This window comes from Rhodococcus koreensis (genome assembly GCF_900105905.1).
GTDB classification, from domain to species: domain Bacteria; phylum Actinomycetota; class Actinomycetes; order Mycobacteriales; family Mycobacteriaceae; genus Rhodococcus_F; species Rhodococcus_F koreensis.
In genome coordinates, this window is record NZ_FNSV01000005.1 from 2,592,637 (window position 1) to 2,609,669 (window position 17,033).

The 17,033-nt window shown below is 67.1% G+C and carries 19 protein-coding genes; 5 read left to right on the forward strand and 14 right to left on the reverse strand.

From position 1 onward, the window contains the following. Positions 1–50: 50 nt before the first annotated feature. From BLV94_RS16730 to BLV94_RS16750, 5 genes are read right to left on the reverse strand one after another with little or no spacing between them, the layout of a single operon-like run. Positions 51–878, reverse strand: a complete 828-nt coding sequence (locus BLV94_RS16730; RefSeq protein WP_072937349.1) for an ATP-binding cassette domain-containing protein — start codon at positions 876–878, stop codon at positions 51–53. After that, the gene (locus BLV94_RS16735; RefSeq protein ID WP_072937350.1) at positions 878–1,864 is read right to left on the reverse strand and encodes an ABC transporter ATP-binding protein; all 987 of its coding nucleotides are present in this window, start codon (positions 1,862–1,864) and stop codon (positions 878–880) included. Before BLV94_RS16735 ends, BLV94_RS16730 begins: the two co-directional genes overlap by 1 nt. A gap of 6 nt (positions 1,865–1,870) precedes the next feature. Further along, complete coding sequence (locus tag BLV94_RS16740; protein WP_072937351.1) at positions 1,871–2,767, reverse strand: ABC transporter permease; 897 nt, start codon at positions 2,765–2,767, stop codon at positions 1,871–1,873. Between the two features lie 5 nt (positions 2,768–2,772). Further along, the gene (locus BLV94_RS16745; RefSeq protein WP_083395917.1) at positions 2,773–3,834 is read right to left on the reverse strand and encodes an ABC transporter permease; all 1,062 of its coding nucleotides are present in this window, start codon (positions 3,832–3,834) and stop codon (positions 2,773–2,775) included. An 11-nt stretch (positions 3,835–3,845) separates the two neighbouring features. After that, on the reverse strand, positions 3,846–5,417 hold the full coding sequence (locus BLV94_RS16750; RefSeq protein WP_072937352.1) for an ABC transporter substrate-binding protein: 1,572 nt from the start codon (positions 5,415–5,417) through the stop codon (positions 3,846–3,848). 222 nt (positions 5,418–5,639) lie between these two features. Here BLV94_RS16750 and BLV94_RS16755 point away from each other — a divergent pair, with 222 nt between their 5' ends. Then, entirely contained in the window at positions 5,640–6,374 is a 735-nt protein-coding gene (locus tag BLV94_RS16755) for a GntR family transcriptional regulator (RefSeq protein WP_241031514.1), read from the forward strand. A 101-nt stretch (positions 6,375–6,475) separates the two neighbouring features. On the opposite strand, the gene BLV94_RS16760 is transcribed toward BLV94_RS16755, so the two are convergent. Continuing rightward, positions 6,476–7,765: an adenylosuccinate synthase gene (locus tag BLV94_RS16760; protein WP_072937353.1), complete on the reverse strand. Its 1,290-nt coding sequence runs from the start codon at positions 7,763–7,765 to the stop codon at positions 6,476–6,478. A 218-nt stretch (positions 7,766–7,983) separates the two neighbouring features. Between BLV94_RS16760 and BLV94_RS16765 the strand changes: the two genes are divergently transcribed. Further along, positions 7,984–8,637, forward strand: a complete 654-nt coding sequence (locus BLV94_RS16765; protein ID WP_244163844.1) for a hypothetical protein — start codon at positions 7,984–7,986, stop codon at positions 8,635–8,637. Then, complete coding sequence (locus BLV94_RS16770; protein WP_072937355.1) at positions 8,634–9,407, forward strand: site-2 protease family protein; 774 nt, start codon at positions 8,634–8,636, stop codon at positions 9,405–9,407. The genes BLV94_RS16765 and BLV94_RS16770 overlap by 4 nt, the downstream gene beginning before the upstream one ends. A 39-nt stretch (positions 9,408–9,446) precedes the next feature. Here the strand turns inward: BLV94_RS16770 and BLV94_RS16775 are convergent, their stop codons facing one another. From BLV94_RS16775 to BLV94_RS16790, 4 genes are read right to left on the reverse strand one after another with little or no spacing between them, the layout of a single operon-like run. Beyond that, positions 9,447–9,929 carry a winged helix-turn-helix transcriptional regulator gene (locus BLV94_RS16775; protein WP_072937356.1) on the reverse strand — a complete coding sequence of 161 codons (483 nt, stop codon included), beginning with the start codon at positions 9,927–9,929 and terminating at the stop codon, positions 9,447–9,449. 41 nt (positions 9,930–9,970) lie between these two features. Further along, the gene (locus BLV94_RS16780; protein WP_037243613.1) at positions 9,971–10,243 is read right to left on the reverse strand and encodes a DUF6510 family protein; all 273 of its coding nucleotides are present in this window, start codon (positions 10,241–10,243) and stop codon (positions 9,971–9,973) included. Between the two features lie 19 nt (positions 10,244–10,262). Beyond that, positions 10,263–11,030 carry a ferredoxin reductase gene (locus tag BLV94_RS16785; protein WP_072937357.1) on the reverse strand — a complete coding sequence of 256 codons (768 nt, stop codon included), beginning with the start codon at positions 11,028–11,030 and terminating at the stop codon, positions 10,263–10,265. Beyond that, the gene (locus BLV94_RS16790; RefSeq protein WP_072937358.1) at positions 11,020–11,619 is read right to left on the reverse strand and encodes a molybdopterin-dependent oxidoreductase; all 600 of its coding nucleotides are present in this window, start codon (positions 11,617–11,619) and stop codon (positions 11,020–11,022) included. The genes BLV94_RS16785 and BLV94_RS16790 overlap by 11 nt, the downstream gene beginning before the upstream one ends. Before the next feature lie 197 nt (positions 11,620–11,816). Here BLV94_RS16790 and BLV94_RS16795 point away from each other — a divergent pair, with 197 nt between their 5' ends. Continuing rightward, positions 11,817–12,986, forward strand: coding sequence for a thiolase family protein (locus tag BLV94_RS16795; protein WP_072937359.1), 1,170 nt, complete (start codon positions 11,817–11,819; stop codon positions 12,984–12,986). Between the two features lie 16 nt (positions 12,987–13,002). Here the strand turns inward: BLV94_RS16795 and BLV94_RS16800 are convergent, their stop codons facing one another. After that, positions 13,003–13,959, reverse strand: a complete 957-nt coding sequence (locus tag BLV94_RS16800) for a helix-turn-helix transcriptional regulator (protein WP_072937360.1) — start codon at positions 13,957–13,959, stop codon at positions 13,003–13,005. A 63-nt stretch (positions 13,960–14,022) separates the two neighbouring features. On the opposite strand from BLV94_RS16800, the gene BLV94_RS16805 reads away from it, so the two are divergent. Further along, positions 14,023–14,484: a pyridoxamine 5'-phosphate oxidase family protein gene (locus BLV94_RS16805; protein ID WP_072937361.1), complete on the forward strand. Its 462-nt coding sequence runs from the start codon at positions 14,023–14,025 to the stop codon at positions 14,482–14,484. Positions 14,485–14,487: 3 nt separating this feature from the next. On the opposite strand, the gene BLV94_RS16810 is transcribed toward BLV94_RS16805, so the two are convergent. The 3 genes from BLV94_RS16810 to BLV94_RS16820 all read right to left on the reverse strand — a co-directional run bounded on the left by BLV94_RS16810 (position 14,488) and on the right by BLV94_RS16820 (position 17,031). Continuing rightward, positions 14,488–14,895 carry a hypothetical protein gene (locus BLV94_RS16810; protein WP_072937362.1) on the reverse strand — a complete coding sequence of 136 codons (408 nt, stop codon included), beginning with the start codon at positions 14,893–14,895 and terminating at the stop codon, positions 14,488–14,490. A gap of 69 nt (positions 14,896–14,964) precedes the next feature. Next, positions 14,965–15,891, reverse strand: coding sequence for a cation diffusion facilitator family transporter (locus tag BLV94_RS16815; protein WP_072937363.1), 927 nt, complete (start codon positions 15,889–15,891; stop codon positions 14,965–14,967). Between the two features lie 72 nt (positions 15,892–15,963). After that, positions 15,964–17,031 (reverse strand): FUSC family protein, encoded by a 1,068-nt coding sequence (locus BLV94_RS16820; protein ID WP_083395590.1) that lies wholly within the window; start codon positions 17,029–17,031, stop codon positions 15,964–15,966. Between the last annotated feature and the right edge of the window lie 2 nt (positions 17,032–17,033).

Genomic DNA, 17,033 nt, shown 5'->3' on the forward strand with positions numbered 1-17,033 from the left:
ACTTCCGTCAGGGATGATCGATGAGATGAAAGGCCGGGGCTCGACGGCCCTCACGGCAGAGTCAGGACGCCGCCGGGGATGGTTCGCCCGGCGCGGGCCGCAACCGGGTCCGGGATCGGCACCGCCTCGAGTAGTTCGCGTGTGTATCGGTGACGTGGAGTGGAGAACACCTGTCGGGTGGGCCCTTCCTCCACCACCACGCCGGACCGAAGAACCGCCACCCGAGAACAGAGTTGCTGCACGATCGCGAGATCGTGCGCGATGAACAAGATCGTCACCCCGAGGTCCTCGTGCAGGGACGTCAGCAGATTGATCACCTGTGCCTGTACCGAGACGTCCAGGGCCGATACCGGTTCGTCGCACACGAGCAACCTCGGGCGAAGGATCAGGGCGCGCGCGATGGCGATACGCTGCCGCTGCCCACCGGAGAACGTGGCCGGCAATCGACCCATCGCATCCGGGTCGAGACCCACCTCGATCAGGGTCTGCGCGACCCGCGCACGCCGGTCCGCGCGGGTACGGGCCAGGCGGTGGACGACGAGCCCCTCGCCGACGATCTGCTCCACCGTCATCCGAGGGTTCAGGCTGGCGTACGGGTCCTGCGCGACCAACTGAACGTCGCGACGAAACCGGCGCAGGTCCCCGCCGCGGAGCGCATGGACGTCACGCCCGTCGAAGGTAACGGCCCCGGAGTCGGGTCGCTCGCGCCGGACGATGCACTTGACGAGCGTGGACTTGCCGGAACCCGATTCGCCGACCAGTCCGAACGTCCCGCCCTCGGGCACCGACAGGTATACGTCGTCGAGCGCCTTGCTTCCGCGGGATCCACCGAAAGTCTTGTTCAGAGCTCGGATATCGAGAAGAGGTGTTCCGTTCATCAGTTCCCACTTCCTTGATCGAGATGGCAGGCGCGGCGTCCACCGTCAGCGGTCGCCATCGTCGGTGGGGTTTCGCTCGCGCAGCGCTCCATCGCGACAGGGCATCGTGGGTGGAAGGGACAGCCGGGGGGCCGTAGCGCCGGTGACGGAGGCGCACCCGGAATGGTGGTCATCCTCGGGAGATGAACATCCAGCCTCGGCACCGCGGCCAGCAGTCCTGCGGTGTAGGGGTGCAGAGGGTCCGCGAACAGTGCGCGGACCGGGCGATCCTCCACGATCCGCCCGGAGTACATCACCGCGACACGGTCGGCGAGTCCGGCGACGACCCCGAGGTCGTGCGTGATCAGCAGGAGTCCGAGTCCCCGTTCCCGGGTGACCTCGTCGAGCAGGTTCAGCACCTGCTGTTGCACTCGGACATCGAGCGCCGTCGTCGGTTCGTCGGCGATCAGAATCTCCGGCTCCCCGATGAGGGCCATCGCGAGGACTACACGTTGCCGCATGCCCCCGGAGAATTCGTGCGGATAGGCGCCGAGCCGTTCGTGTGCACGCGCGACCCCGAGTTCGCTCAACACCTCGGCGGCCCGCCGCAGTGCGTCCTTCTTCCTGATCCCGCGTTGCCGCAGTGGCTCACTCACCTGTGCGCCGATCGACTGCAGCGGGTCGAGCGCGCCCATCGGGTCCTGGAACACCATCCCGATGCGACTGCCCCGGATCGTGCTGAGGCGACGTTCGGTCTGCGCGAGGATCTCCGTGTCGCCCAGTCGAATCGAACCGCCGATCGTCAGTGAGCCGTCCAACCGCATCAGTGCGCGTGCCGTCACCGACTTTCCCGAACCCGATTCGCCTACCAGCGCCACGCGCTCGCCCGCCGCAACCGTGAGATCCACGCCGTCCACCAACCGGACGGACGTGTCGCCCGGCTCCGTGTCGATGGTCAGCCCGGAGATCTGGAGGAGTGCGGTGCGCTGAACGATTTCTGTCGTCATGATCGATCACGCTCCTTGTCGTGCGGGGTCGCGCCGCTCGTGCAGCATGTCGCCGAGCAGTCCGAAGGCCGCGGCCGTGATGACGATCGCGATGCCCGGCACGAGCGCAGCCCACCAGGCCGTCGACAGGTAGTCACGCGCGCCGGCGACGGCCGCGCCCCATTCCGCGCTGGGCGGCTGCGCACCGACACCGATGAACGACAGACCCGCGAGCACCAGAACGGTATTGCCGATGTCGCCCGCCCATTTGACGGTCATGACGTCGAGCGAGTTCGGCAGCACGTGCCGTGTCATCAGGCGCCATCGACTGACCCCGAGCACCACCGCACCGTCCACGAACGGCGACGCCATCGTCTCGCGCATCACGCCGCGCAACAGTCGCGCCGTGTACGGCCAGCCGGTGGCGATCATCGCGATCAGTGCGCTGCTCAGGCTCGGACCGAGCGCGGCGGCGATACCCAGTGCCACGACGAGTCCGGGGAGAGCGAACCCGATGTCCGTCACTCGCATGAGGGTTTCGTCCACCCACCGTCCACCGACAGTGGCCATCGTGGCGAGTGCCGTTCCGATCAGCGAGTACGCGGCGACGACCAGAACGGCGGACAGCACCGACGACCGGGCGCCCGCGATCGTGCGCCACAGAACGTCTCGCCCCTGGTCGTCGGTCCCCAGCCAGTGTTCACTGCTCGGAGCGGCGAGGGCGTTCGCGATGTCCGACCGGTAGACGGATTCGGGTGCGACCCACGGACCGACGACGGCGAGCACCACGATCACGGCGACAGCACCGACGACCACGGTGTCGAGCAGTCCCCATCGCGATCGGCGTCGACGACCGCGAATCGAGGCGGATCGCCATCGGCCTGCCAGTGCGGCCACACCGGTGACGTTTGCTGCAATACTCATCGGACTCACTGCACCTTTCCGGGTGTGCGCAGCCGGGGGTCGTGGGCCAGCTGGAGCACGTCCACGACGAAGTTCGCGACGACGACGATCACGCCGACGACGGTGACGGTGCCGATGACTGCGGTGATGTCCTTGCGACTCACCGCATTGGAGAGGTAATCGCCGACCCCGGACAACCCGAACACGGACTCGACGAAGATCGCGGAACCGACAAGCATGCCGATCTCGATGCCGATGATGTTCAGAAGCGGCCCGGTCGCGTTGGGAAGCGCGTGCCGAGTCCACAACCGCAGGGAAGGAACACCTTTCGCTCGGGCAACGGTCATGTGATCGCGGCCCCGAACCCGGAGGAGATCGGCACGGAGAGCCCGGAACATCTGTGCGGCGACGGCGACGGCGAGCACGAACGCGGGCAGGATCAGATGCTGAAACGCATTGCTGAACGCGGCGAAGTCTCCGGCGAGGACGGCGTCGACGAGTGTCATCCCCGTTCGGTGCGGGACGTCGACGCCCACCGAGAGACGTCCCGAGATCGGCAGGATCTGCAGCCACGATCCCAGCACCCATTGCAACATCAGCGCGAGCCAGAAACCGGGAAGCCCGAATGCGACGATCGCACCGATGCGGCTGATCTTGTCGAATCCTCCACGTGATCGCGCCGCCGCGATCGTCGCCATCGGAACCGCGAAGCTTACCGCGAGCATCATTGCGAGAACGACCAATTCGAGCGTTCCGGGCAGTCGCGCGAGAACGTCGTCGAGCACCGGCTGGCGGGTCGAACTCGAGGTGCCCAGATCGCCGTGGAGCATCCGGCCCAGGTAGTCGAAATACTGCACGGCCGCCGGCTTGTCCAGACCCAGCTGACGACGCACCTCTTCCACCTGTTCCGGAGTGGCGCTCTCCCCCGCGGCCACCTGCGCTTCGTCCCCGGGAATCACCTTGGTCATGGCGAAGACGATGGTGGCCAGTCCGACCAGGGTGAGGAGCGCTGCGCCCAGTTTGCGGCCGAGAAACGCCGACGGCGCCGCGAGGCGATGTAGGGCGCGAGGCATGTCGAGTGTCGTCATCGCGTACTCCCTCACGCCACGCGGATCGCGGGAACCCAGACTCCGCTGCCCACGACCGCCGGACCGACACCGGTCACCCTGTTGCTGTGAGCGGTGGTCTGCCCCAGGGTGTACATGTTGACGGCCACCGCGTCGTTGCGAATATCCTCCTGAGCCTGCTTGTATAGGTCACACCGCGCCCCGGCATCGGAGGTTTCGGCCGCGCGGCCGAGCAACGCGTCCACCGTGGGATTGCTGTAGCCGGATTTGTTCGTTCCGACCTGGTCCGACTTGTACGTCTTGACCAGCATCACTCCGGGATCCGGGTACTGCGCGAAGTCGGTGGCGAGCATCATCTGCGGAATCGAGTCGGGCGACTTCAGAGCCGACAGATAGTCCGCGTACGCGATGGGCTCGAGATCCAGCGTGACACCGATCTGCGCGAGGTTGGACTGCAGCAGCGTCGCTTCGCGTTCCTGCTCCTTGAAGACGGGCTGGAATTTCATGGTGAGGGTCAGGTCGGACATCCCGGCATCGGACAGCAGCTTCTTCGCCTGTTCGAGATCCTGCCCGTAGGCGGGCATCTCCGGCCGGCACGAGAACTGTCCGGGCAGCGGGCCGGTGGCGATGCTGCCGTTGCCACCACGAATCGTCGCGAGGCCACCGGTGTAGTCGTACGCCATCTGGATGGCCTGTCGTACGGCCTTGTTCGCCGTCGGCCCGTTCATCACGTTGAAGAAGATGTTCGCCTGCAGGTTGACCGGCTGACTCTGCACCGTCACGCCGGAGAAGCCGTCCAGCGCCGCGGCGTCGGCGTTGGTGAGCCCGAACGAGACGTCGATGTTGCCGGCCTTCAGTTCCGCACTCTGCGTGGCGCTCTCGTCGATTCGTCGATAGACGAGTGAGACCGGACGCCCCTCGTCGCCCGCCCAGTAGTCGTCGAATCGTGTCAGCGTGTACGTGTCGGCACCGCCCGGGCCGGCCAGGAAGTAGGGCCCGGACCCGGCATCGTGGCCTGCGAGATAGGCCTGGCCCCGGTCGGTCCCCTCGTTGGCTTTCACGAGGGCAGAGTTGAGGATGTAGATCTTCGACAGAGCGCCCAGGAACAGCGAGTTCGGTTCCGTCAGTTCGATCGTCAGGCTCTGCGGGCCGGTGACCGTGGCGCCCCGGTATCCGGTCATCTGACCGGCAATGCCCTGTCCCAGCGCCGCCGTCCGATCGAGCGTGTAGCGGACGTCCTCGGCGGTGACGGGGGCACCGTCGTGGAAGGTCGCCGCGCGCAGGGTCATCTGGATCGATCGCGCATCCGGCGACGGGGCGAACTCGGACGCCAGCTGGCCGACGATCTCGTTGTCGGCGTCGTACGTGACCAGGGTGTCGTACAACGCCTGGTCGACGAAGTTCGTCTGAGCGTAATCGGCGCGGATGGGGTCGAGCGTGGAGATCTGATTCTGGTAGGCCAGGACGACGGGACGGTCGCCCGGTCCCCCACCTGCATCGGTCCTGGCCGCGCTGGTACATGCCACCAAGGAGGAGGTGACTGCCAGGCCGATCAGCGCGTACCCGAAACCCTTGCGAGCAAGTATTTTTCGTTCAGTGGACACGGGAATCCTTCCGAATGGAGAGGGTAGTTCCGAAGCTTTCGACGAAGTGGGCGGCGACCGAATTGCGCCACACTGCGCTGCCGGGCCGGATGTATATGGTCTACCAAGTGCGGAACCCGAGCGCCAAGCGTGGAGCGTTACATTCGGGTTAATCCATTTGACCAGCAGAGTTGCGAAACGCGTCCGGTGGTCGGGTTCAACTTGGTATGCCATGATCGGTTCATGACAGTGAACCTGAACGGCGAGATCGGGGTCACGGAATCCACGACGTCGCCTCTGGGCACGGGCGTGGCCGGCGGACTGTCGGACGTGCCACTCCCGAAACAGATCTATTCGGTGATTCGTGAGCGCATCATCTCGGGCGCGTACCCACCCGGCAGTCGCCTGCGGGAGCGCGAATTGTCACAGGAGTTCGACGTCTCGAGGGTTCCGCTCCGCGAGGCGTTGCCGCAATTGGAATGGGACGGATTCATTCAGATCCTGCCGCGGCGGGGCGCGGTCGTGACTCAGCTGTCGTTACGCGACATCGAGGAACTGTTCGACGTGCGATTGGCCTTGGAACCGTACGCGGCACGATGCGCAGCCGAGAACGTCGCACGGGGCGCATCCATGGAGGCGCTGCTGTCGACGATGGCGCGCACGGAGGAACTGATCGGAAACGACGAACCCCTCCTGATTCCGGCGGTCAACGCGCGTTTCCACATGGATGTCGTCGAACTGTCCGACAACAAGCTACTCGTGTCGGTGATGAACTCGCTGATGGGCCGGGTCCACTGGTTGTTCCGGCTGACGTGGCATCACAATCCCGCAGTGTCCTGTGCAGCGCACCGGGAACTCGTCGAGGCAATTCGCAGCGGAAACGGAAGACTGGCCGAGGCCAGTGCGTTCGCTCACATCGAGCACGGGCGCAAGCCGACGTTGGAACGCCTCGCGCCGTCCCTGCCCGCAACCCTGTAGGTCGCCGCGCCACCTACACGTTGCCCGATGTCACATCGGTTCGATCTGACGGAACCGGGGTGACATCGGGCAACGGAAAGCGAAACAACGAGACGAGCGGACTACCGCACCACGTCGCGGCGGACGATGGTCTCGTCGCGGCCGGGGCCGACGCCGATGCAGGAGATGTACGCACCCGACAGTTCCTCGAGACGCAGGACGTAGTTCTGCGCGTTCTTCGGAAGCTCCTCGAACGTCCGGGCGTGGGAGATGTCTTCCCACCAGCCGGGCATTTCTTCGTAGATCGGCTTCGCGTGGTGAACGTCGGTCTGCGACATGGGCATCTCGTCGTGCCGCACACCGTCGACGTCGTAGCCGACGCAGATCGGGATGGTGTCGAGGCTGCTGAGCACGTCGAGCTTGGTGAGGAAGTAGTCGGTGATGCCGTTGACACGCGTTGCGTAGCGGGCGATCACGGCGTCGAACCATCCGGTGCGCCGGGCACGGCCGGTGGTGACACCCACCTCGCCGCCGGTCTTGGCGAGGTATTCGCCGTTCTGGTCGAACAATTCGGTCGGGAACGGGCCCGAACCGACGCGGGTGGTGTACGCCTTGAGAATGCCCAGCACCGTCGTGATCTTGGTGGGGCCGATGCCCGAACCGACCGCTGCGCCACCGGACGTCGGGTTGGACGACGTCACGTACGGGTAGGTGCCGTGGTCGACGTCGAGGAGCGTGCCCTGCGAACCCTCGAGCAGCACCGTCTCGCCGCGCTCGAGCGCCTCGTTGAGCTGCAGACGCGTGTCCGCGATGCGGTGCTTGAAACCGTCCGCTTGCTCGAGCACCTCGTCGACGACCTGCTGCGGGTCGAGGGCCTTGCGGTTGTAGATCTTGACGAGCACCTGGTTCTTGAACTCGAGTGCCGCCTCGACCTTCTGAGTGAGGATCTTCTCGTCCAGCACGTCCTGCACGCGGACGCCGACACGGGCGAGTTTGTCCTGGTAGCACGGCCCGATACCGCGGCCGGTGGTGCCGATCTTCTTGGCCCCGAGGAAGCGTTCGGTGACCTTGTCGATGGCAACGTGGTACGGCATGATCAGGTGCGCATCGGCCGAGAGCAGCAGGCGGCTGGTGTCCACGCCCCGCTCGTCGAGTCCGGCGAGTTCGGTGAGCAGCACTCCCGGGTCCACCACGACACCGTTGCCGATGACGTTCGTGACGCCCGGAGTGAGGATTCCGGACGGGATCAGATGGAGTGCGAACTTGTCGCCGTTCGGAAGAACCACTGTGTGTCCGGCGTTGTTACCGCCCTGGTAGCGCACCACCCACTGCAGGCGTCCGCCCAGTAGATCGGTCGCTTTGCCCTTGCCCTCGTCGCCCCACTGGGCGCCGATCAGGACGATTGCCGGCATGACGTTGTCTCCTACGGTCGACGTACAGTCGTATCCGACTGCGTGGTCCTGCCGTTCGTAGGCAGTGGCCGGGGGAACAGTCTAGCCGAGGGCACAGAGAACAGACCCCACAGTACGGCTGGGGAGGCCATCTCGGGCGTGCCTCTAGGATGATCCGAAAGGGAAGCTGCGGAAATCGCGGCGGGACATCCGGGCGAGGAGTGGCGTTGACCCCCGTAGTGCTCATTTGCGGCGACGTGCCGCTTCCCCTACCTCTGGGCTCCATTTCCACCTCGAGCGCACCTGCCGTCCCGGACAAGGACGACTTCGACGAGGTCTTCTCCAAACTTCAGGTCGTCGTGGATCCGCGACTGATCGTGGTGGGCAGCGACGCCGCCCTCGCGGCCACCCTGACCCGACTGATGCGCACCGAACGCCTGCACATCGAGCTCGCGTACGTCGCGGAGCATCGTTCGGACGCGACGGAGGCCTACCACCTGTCCTCCGGCGCCCGTGGCGCCCGCACCGCGCTGAAGGGGACGGCCAAACCGGTCCCCCTGATCCGCGACGACGCGGGGATCGCGCTCGTCGGGTGCGCCACCGTCACGGGTCCGGACGGGGGGCCGCTCGTCGGCGAGGCCTACGTCGACGACACCCGGTTGTTCTCGGGGACGACGACGAGCATGACCGTCACTCCGACCCCACGATTGCCCGGTATGCGGGCGTCGGTCGAACCTCGCAGGCGCTGGCTGCCGCGCCGCTGGGTCGAGGGTCGCGCCGTGCAGTTGGGTTCGCCCGCCGCGGCCCTCACCCGCGACGGCGTGCCGAACCCTCGCGACGTCAAGCGTTCGACGTTCTACCGCCACGACCAAGAGTGGCTGCTGGTCCGATGAACCTGCCCAGGGCGCGGACCACCGCTGTCCGTCCCAGTCCGGTCTTCCTGCTCGTCGTCGCGATCGCGGTCGCCGGCGGTGTCCTCGCCTGGCGCGCCGAGCGGGAATCGGCCCTCGGTCACGCCGGGGTGTTCCTCCTGGTGGTCGCAGGATGGGTGGTGACGCTCTGCCTGCACGAGTTCGCGCACGCGTACACGGCGTGGCGGCACGGCGACACCGACGTCGAGGTGCGCGGCTACCTCACGCTCAACCCGTTGAAATACAGCCACCCACTGCTGTCGATCGGCCTGCCGGTGCTGTTCATCGCGCTCGGCGGGATCGGCTTGCCCGGCGGTGCGGTGTACCTGCGCACCGGGCTGTTTCCACCGAAGGTGCAGGCACGGGTGTCACTCGCCGGACCCGCCGTGAATCTGGCGTCGGCGATCGTCCTCCTCGTGGTGATCCGCTGGTTCGGGCTCGGCGGCGACCACCTGGTGTTCTGGACGGGCCTGAGCTTTCTCGCATTCCTGCAGGTGATGGCGACCGTCCTCAACCTCCTGCCGGTCCCCGGACTCGACGGGTACGCCGCACTCGAGCCGTTCCTGCCGCCCCGCACACGCAGGTCCGTCGACCAGTTCAAACCGTACGGACTGCTGATCCTCGTGGCGCTGCTGTTCGTGCCGTCGATCAACGTGGTGTTCTTCGACGTCATCTACCGGCTGTTCGAACTGTCCGGGGTGCCGGAGATCTACGCGCAGTACGGCAACTATCTGATGCGCTTCTGGCTCTGACCCGTGAGTACTTCTTAACCGCCGGCGGTTGAGAAGTACTCACGGGCGGGGACGCATGGGGGTCAGCCGCAGTTCCGCCAGTGGCACCTCCCGGCCCGGACTGCGGACCTCGACGCGGACGGGTTCGCCGGTGGCGTCGTCCCGCAGTCCGATCGGTGGTCCGTACTCGCCCTGAAGGTATTTGTCGCCCCACTGCATCAGCGCGAGCACGGCAGGCAGGAGGTCGTGGCCCTTCTCGGTGAGCACGTACTCGTAGCGGGTGCGCTGCCCGGGCTCTTTGTAGGGTTGCCGCTCGAACAGGCCCTCGGCGGTCAACTCGCGCAGCCGGGACGCCGCCACGGCCTCGGTGATCCCGACCCGTTTCGCGAAGTCGTCGAATCGCGTGGTGCCGTAGTAGGCCTCGCGCAGGATCAGGACGGCCGACCGTGTGCCGATCACGTCCATCGCCTTGCCGATCGAGCAGTGCGTGGCCCGCCAGGTGTCGCGGTCTGCGAGAAAGCCGTCCAACCGTGCCGCGTCCATGCACTTCAGCGTAGCTGACTTTCGATTTCCATAGTCAGTGCTCACAACCGCCAGGACAGGTGCGACAGCCCGCTGGCGTCGAGTTCGAGCCCACGCGGCGTCGACACCAGCCGCAGCAGCACCTCCTGGCACCCCGGGCACCGCACGACGACACCGGGCGCTCGCGTATAGACGTGCACGGCCGCCATCGGTCCGTCGAGACCGCAGAACCGGCACTGCCCGGTCGCCGCGGTCAGGTCGTGAACGAAGATTTCCGCGAACGGCCCGCCGAGAACGTTCCCGTCCTCGAAGTCGTTGCCCTGCAACGTACTCATCGACAAATCCTTCCTCCGGTCACGGCCCCGAGGGACCGAACCGCTCGGTCTTGATGTCGTCCGGCGAATGCCCGAGCGAGAGCAGCAGGCGAGCCGCCTCCTCGACGAATCCGGTGGGCCCGCACACGAAGCAGCGGGGCGCGAAGTCCGCCGGCCATCCCCATGCCGCGAGGTCGGCGGCAGTGATCCGACCCGCCGGGCGCCGCGGCGAGTCCTCGCGGGTGTGGAGGACGAACGTCTCGACTCCCCCGTCGCCGATCCCGGGCCGGTTCAGCTCGTCCGCGAACAATTCGTCGGCCCGCGTCCGGAGTGAGTACACGAGCCGGAACGGCGTGCGGTCGTGGCGGAACCGGCGCTCGCGAATCATCGACATCAGTGGGACCATGCCCGACCCACCCGCGACGAGAAGCACCGGCGCGCCGCCACCCTCGCGCGGCGACCACACGAACCAGCCACCGATCGGCCCCCGCACCTCGATCAGATTTCCGGCGTCGAACACGTCGGTCAGATAGGGAGACACCTCGCCGTCCGCCACCCGCTGGACGACCAGCTGGATTCGCCACCCGCCCACGGATCGCTCGACCGGCGCCGCCAGCGAGTAGCTCCGCTCGGTGGTGTACCCGTCGGGGCCGGTGAGGCGGAGATCGACGTGCTGTCCGGCGCGATGCCCCGGCCAGTCCGGGACCTCGAGGACCAGGGTCCGCGCACTCGCCGTCTCGGGCCACGAATCGACGAGTTCCGCTACTCGCCAGCTGAGCACGGCGCGGCCCATGAGTTCACTGGTCACCCTGGTACCTCTGCTCCCGCCACGGGTCGCCGCGATCGTGGTACCCGAGTTGTTCCCAGAAGCCCGGGACGTCCTGAGTGACGAGCTGGATCGACCGAACCCACTTGGCGGACTTCCAGAGGTAGAGATGCGGCACGAGCAGTCGGGCCGGACCGCCGTGCACCGGCGCGAGCGGCGCGCCCTCGTAGGTGTGCACGATCCAGGCCTTGCCGCCCAGGACGTCCGAGACGGGAAGGTTCGTGGTGTAGCCGCCGTCGCATCCGACGAGGACGAATCCCGCGGACGTCTCGACGTCCGCGAACAGTGTGTCGACGGACACGCCCTTCCAGGAGGTTCCGAACTTCGACCATCGCGTGACGCAGTGAAGGTCGACCGTCGGCCGCTCCTGCGGCAGCTTCATGAATTCGGTCCACGACCACTCGCGGCTGCGGCCGGTCTCGTCGGCCACCGACAGCGTCCATGTGTCGGTCGGGACGCGGGGGGTCGGTCCGGCCGAGAGGACCGGAAAGTCTCCCACCTCGTACTGGCCGGGCGGGAGAGCATGCTCGCTGCGGGGTCTGCCGTGGAAGCCGGGGGTGAGAACAGCCATGCCCCACGCTAGGACTGCGACGTGATCTTCGCAGCGCAAACCGACGATCCGAGGCGTCTGTCACACCTGACTTGCCAAAACCATAGTCAGGTGTACATTGCTGACTATAGATATCAATAGTCAGGCGGGGAAACCCCTGTGAGTACTTATTAACCGCCCGCGGTTAACAAGTACTCACAGCACCGAAAGGAAGAGCCATGAGAGACGCCGTCATCGTCGAGGCCGTCCGCACGCCGATCGGCAAGGGCAAGCCCTCGGGCGCCCTGCACGGGGTGCATCCCGTCGACCTCCTCGCCCACAGCCTGTCGACCCTCGTCGAACGCACGGGAATCGATCCCGCACTGATCGACGACGTCATCGGCGGCACCGTCACCCAGGTCGGGGACCAGAGCCAGAACATCACCCGCAGTGCGCTTCTGGCCGCAGGATTCCCCGAATCCGTGCCCGGCACGACCGTCGACCGGCAGTGCGGCAGCAGCCAGCAGGCCGTCCACTTCGCCGCGCAGGGCGTGCTGTCGGGCGCCTACGACATCGTCGTCGCCGCCGGTGTCGAATCGATGAGCCGAGTTCCGATGGGGTCCAGCAGCATCGGACGCGAATCGATGGGCGTCGGCTTCGAACGCCGCTACCCCGACGGCCTCGTCCCGCAGGGCATCAGCGCCGAACTCATCGCCGCCCGGTGGGGGCTCTCGCGTACCCAGCTGGACGAGTTCGCGCTGCGCAGCCACCACAAGGCCGCGGCGGCAACGACTGCCGGGAATTTCACGAAGGAACTCGCCGTCCTCCCGGAACTGAGCGTCGACGAGGCCATCCGGCCGGACACGACGGCGGCCGCACTCGCCGGCCTGCGACCCGCATTCCGCAGCGAGGTCTACGGCGAGCGGTTCCCGCAGATCGACTGGTCGATCACCGCGGGCAACAGCAGTCCCCTGTCGGACGGCAGTGCGGCGCTCATGATCACCACGAGCGAGATCGCGGGACGCCTCGGACTGCGGCCTCTGGCCCGGCTCCACAGTTTCTCCGTCATCGGCAACGACCCGCTGATGATGCTCACCGCTGTGATTCCCGCGACGCGTAAGGTGCTGCAGCGCAGCGGCCTCGACATCTCCGACATCGACCTCTTCGAGGTCAACGAGGCCTTCGCACCGGTGGTTCTGGCCTGGGCAGCGGAGACCGGAGCCGACCTGGACCGCGTCAACGTGCACGGCGGCGCGATCGCGCTCGGACATCCGCTGGGGGCCAGCGGCGTGCGGCTCATGACCACGCTGGTGAACGCCATGGAGCAGCGCGGGGCACGGTTCGCGCTGCAGACCATGTGCGAGGCGGGCGGACTCGCCAACGCCACCGTCCTCGAACACCTCCAGTAACGCCCGAACGGCCGGCTCAACCGTTCCGGCGGGTGATCGCCTCTCCCACCGCACGCAGCGATTCCCGCAGCGAGTGCGGCTGGAGCACTTCGACTCCCCCGCCGAGAACGGTCAGCTGGTCGAGGGCCACATCCTCGGCCTCGAGCAGCAGGTCGACGGTGACCCAGCCGTCGCCGTCGGGCGGGCCGGGTTCGACGCGAGCGGCCTCGACCCCGACCACCCGGGGCAGCCGGCGCCACGCCGTGGGCGAGAGCCGCACCCTGCACCGGAATCGCAGGAGAGCACGGTCGAATTCGGCCACCGAGGCCGTCCACCACGCACCCAGATCGAAATTGTCGGGCCGCACCGCCGGCTGCCCCAGCACGGTCGCATCACTGATCCGCGACACGCGGTACGACAACGTCCGTCCCCGATGCTGTGCGACGAGATACCAGACGCCGGCCTTCGCCACCACACCCAGGGGGTCGAGTGTTCTTGCCGCCACACGGTTCCCCTTGCGGTAACGAATGCCCAGACGCCGCCCCTCGAGCACCGCGGACGCGACGACCGGGAGGTCGCCGTTGTCACGTGGTCCGTCGAACCAGCCGGGGGCGTCGACGTAGAGCCGGTCCCGCCACAGCTGCGCCCCGGCCCGCAACGGAACCGGCAACGCCCCCAACAGCTTCGACTGCGCCGCCGCGGTGACGTCGCGCAGACCGAGATCCTCGGCGATCGACGGGACCCCGAGCAACATCAACGCGGACGTCTCCTCCCCCGTCATGCCGCCGAGGTTCGACTGCCAGCCGTCCAGCAACCGGATCCCGCCCCCGGGTCCGCTCTCCGTCCACACCGGAACCCCCGCCGCCGACAACGCCGTGACGTCGCGATACACGGTGCGAACCGACACGCCCAGTTCGTCCGCGAGTTGTTGCGCGGTGGCCCCGCGACTGCCCTCCAGACGGAGCATCACCTCGACGAGCCGACTCGAACGCATCGTCCGAGTCTAGAGAAAATCCCTGACAGTAGATGTCAGGGATTGGGGCGCACACTGGTCCACATGACCAACTGGGCACAGTTCGAGACAGAAGCACCCGACCTCGCCAAGGCCGTCGCCACGCGCTTCGAGGCGCACAAACACCACGTGCTGGCCACGCTCCGCAAGGACGGCTCTCCGCGGGTGAGCGGCACCGAGGTCGAGTTCCACGACGGGGCGTTGCTGCTCGGTTCGATGGTCGGCGCCCGCAAAGTGCAGGACCTGCAACGCGATCCGCGGTACTCCCTCCACAGCAACCCCGGTCACCACACGATGGAGGGCGGCGACGCCAAGATCAGCGGCCACGCCCGGGAGATCCGCGGGGAACGGAAACAGCAGATCGTCGACCGCTACCCCGACGAGATTCCCGAGGCGGACGTCTTCGAACTCGACCTCGACGAGGTCGTGCACACCACCGTCGACGGCGAGCACCTGTACGTCGATCTGTGGCGGCCGGGTGCCGGCGTCACCCGGTTCACCAAGTGACGGTCACTGCGTGACGGCGAACCCGAAGCCGAGCGTGCAGGGCTGCGACGCCGTACCCGCACCATCGGCGTCATAGCTGCCGCCGGGAATCAGGTGGGCGGTGAAGCCGGGCAGATCCTTCTCGACACCCTTACCGTTCGTCAACGGCCCGGACGTGCCGATCGTCGGCGCCTGGCCGCCGAAGTTGAGGTAGGTCACCTGGGCGTCGGTCGTGGCTTTCTCCGGCCCCTTGAATTGCCACTCGACCTTATTGCCTTCCTTGTCGACACCGAGCGTCGCGGCGGGCGTACAGTTCGCCAGCGGGTCGGGCATGAACGGCGCGGCCGAGGCGGCGGCGGGTGCTGCGAAGAGGGCGGCCGCACCGAGTGCGGCAACGGCGACGGGTCGTGCGAACGCTGCGAGAGTGGGCATGGTGTTCCCTTCCGTAAGTCGTCCCACAACGGTTGCCCGCCGCGATACCGGACGAAACAGACAGGGCGCCTACCAGGTGACGTTCTCTGCGCAGTGGCGTCCGTTGGCGGTGGACTCGACCTGCACGGTCGCATGCGAGAGGTGGTGGCTCTCGAGGACGGTCCGCGCCGCTTCGAGGACAGCGGACGAGTCGGCGTCGGTGGTGAGGTGGACGGTGGCCACGTCCATTCCCGTGGTGAGCGTCCACACGTGCAGGTCGTGCACGCCGGTCACCCCGGGTAGCGCCTCGAGGTCGGCTTGCACCGATTCGACGTCGACGTCCTCGGGTGAGGCCTGGGTGAGGATGCGCAGCGACGCGGCGGCCAGTTTCATGGCCCGCGGCACCACCCACAGTGAGATGAGGACGCCGACGATGATGTCGGCGTAGGTCCAGTCGAACACCAGCACAACGGCGCCGGCGATGAGCACGCCGACACTGCCGACGGCGTCCGCGAGCACTTCGAGGTAGGCGCCGCGGACGGCCAGGCTGTCCTTGGAATCGGCGCGCAGCATGAGCATCACCACGAGGTTCGCGGCGAGACCGACGGATGCGGTGAGGATCAGCGCCATGCCGGGAAGTTCGGGGACGTCGCCGATGCGGGAGATGGCCTCGTAGAACACCCAGATCGCGACGGCGAGCAGCATCGCGGCGTTGGCCATGGCCGTGAGCACTTCGGCGCGGTGCCAGCCGAAGGTCCGGGCGGCGGTGGTACTTCCCTTGCGTGCCAGAAGAAGTGCGACGAGCCCCATCGACATTCCGACGACGTCGGTCAGCATGTGCCCGGCGTCGGCGAGCAGCGCCAGCGAGTTCACGGTCAGACCCACGACCACTTCGAGCACCAGGAACGCGAGGAGGATGACGAGTGCAATCACCATGCGGCGTATCCGCCCTCGTGACGGGCCTACCTCACCGCTGCCTTGCGTGTTGCCGTGCGAATGGCCGTGACCGACTCCCATGGGTGAGCCTCCTCCCGAGTTGTGCCGATCATATGCGTACATGCGCATATGTTCAACAGCGTGCTCGGGCGGTCAGAGCTCGGGACGATACGCCGGTTTCTCCACGGTCGGCGGCAGCGTCGCGATGGCCGAGATGCGTTTCAGCCCTGCGACCTGCAGAAGGTCGACGGTCAACGACCGGATCTGCGCGAAGACGACCGTGGCCGACAGGCCCGCGTTCTCCACCAGTTCCGGTTTCAATCCGGACGCCACCGACCGCAGCACCCGCGCCGCCTCGGCCTGGTCGGGTTGCTGGCCGGGGTCCGCGAGCGCCATCTGCCGGAGGGTTTCCAACGCGTGGGCGAGTTTCTCCACCTGGTCGACGAGCCGGGGATTGAGGATCTCGTCGTCCCGCACCAGCGTGAGCGACCGCCGCGCGAGAACCCGGATGTTGCGCAACGCATTGTCGAGTGGGTCCGCGGCCGCGGTGAGTCGTTCGAGCCGGCCGCGGGTGTTCCAGTACAGCGGCGAGATCCGGCTGATCTCGCGGCCGCCCGCGAGGTGGGTGCGCAGCGTGTCGATGGACGCCTGCGTTGCCCGCGCCTTCTGCAGCGCCTCCTCGATGGGCTTGTCGTCGTTGGCCACCAAACCGTCGGCCACCAGCTGCATCACCTCGGATGCCGTCCCGAGAACGTTCGCGGCGTACTTCCGCGCCCGCCCCACGGGATGCGTGGGAATCAGCGCGACGACGGCGATCCCCACCAGACCACCGGTCAGTGCGTCCACCATCCGGTTTATACCCGCAGCGCCGCCGGGCGGAAGCAGCGTCGCCACGAGCACCGCGGAGTTTCCCGCCTGCATCGAGAAGATCGGACCGCTGTTCAGCAACACCGCCGCCGACATCGCCAGCACCACGACGAGCGTGATCTGCCAGGCGCCGCTCCCAATGACGGAGACGATGAGGTCGCCGACCCCGATCCCGATCGTGACACCGGCCACCAATTCGACGGAACGGCGCAGGCGGGCGCCGAGAGAGAGTCCCAGCGACACCACCGCGGCGATCGGCGCGAAGAACGGCGTCGGGTGGCCGATCACTACCGTCGCCACCCACCAGGCCGCGCCAGCCGCGATCGCGCACTGCAGGATGGGAAGTGCCGACACCC

Excerpts from the sequence above, each read along its gene's own strand:
- BLV94_RS16730 (WP_072937349.1), bottom strand. The coding sequence starts at position 878 with ATGAACGGAACACCTCTTCTCGATATCCGAGCTCTGAACAAGACTTTC.
- BLV94_RS16735 (WP_072937350.1), bottom strand. The coding sequence starts at position 1,864 with ATGACGACAGAAATCGTTCAGCGCACCGCACTCCTCCAGATCTCCGGG.
- BLV94_RS16740 (WP_072937351.1), bottom strand. The coding sequence starts at position 2,767 with ATGAGTATTGCAGCAAACGTCACCGGTGTGGCCGCACTGGCAGGCCGA.
- BLV94_RS16745 (WP_083395917.1), bottom strand. The coding sequence starts at position 3,834 with ATGACGACACTCGACATGCCTCGCGCCCTACATCGCCTCGCGGCGCCG.
- BLV94_RS16755 (WP_241031514.1), top strand. The coding sequence starts at position 5,640 with ATGACAGTGAACCTGAACGGCGAGATCGGGGTCACGGAATCCACGACG.
- BLV94_RS16760 (WP_072937353.1), bottom strand. The coding sequence starts at position 7,765 with ATGCCGGCAATCGTCCTGATCGGCGCCCAGTGGGGCGACGAGGGCAAG.
- BLV94_RS16770 (WP_072937355.1), top strand. The coding sequence starts at position 8,634 with ATGAACCTGCCCAGGGCGCGGACCACCGCTGTCCGTCCCAGTCCGGTC.
- BLV94_RS16775 (WP_072937356.1), bottom strand. The coding sequence starts at position 9,929 with ATGGACGCGGCACGGTTGGACGGCTTTCTCGCAGACCGCGACACCTGG.
- BLV94_RS16780 (WP_037243613.1), bottom strand. The coding sequence starts at position 10,243 with ATGAGTACGTTGCAGGGCAACGACTTCGAGGACGGGAACGTTCTCGGC.
- BLV94_RS16790 (WP_072937358.1), bottom strand. The coding sequence starts at position 11,619 with ATGGCTGTTCTCACCCCCGGCTTCCACGGCAGACCCCGCAGCGAGCAT.
- BLV94_RS16795 (WP_072937359.1), top strand. The coding sequence starts at position 11,817 with ATGAGAGACGCCGTCATCGTCGAGGCCGTCCGCACGCCGATCGGCAAG.
- BLV94_RS16800 (WP_072937360.1), bottom strand. The coding sequence starts at position 13,959 with ATGCGTTCGAGTCGGCTCGTCGAGGTGATGCTCCGTCTGGAGGGCAGT.
- BLV94_RS16805 (WP_072937361.1), top strand. The coding sequence starts at position 14,023 with ATGACCAACTGGGCACAGTTCGAGACAGAAGCACCCGACCTCGCCAAG.
- BLV94_RS16810 (WP_072937362.1), bottom strand. The coding sequence starts at position 14,895 with ATGCCCACTCTCGCAGCGTTCGCACGACCCGTCGCCGTTGCCGCACTC.
- BLV94_RS16815 (WP_072937363.1), bottom strand. The coding sequence starts at position 15,891 with ATGGGAGTCGGTCACGGCCATTCGCACGGCAACACGCAAGGCAGCGGT.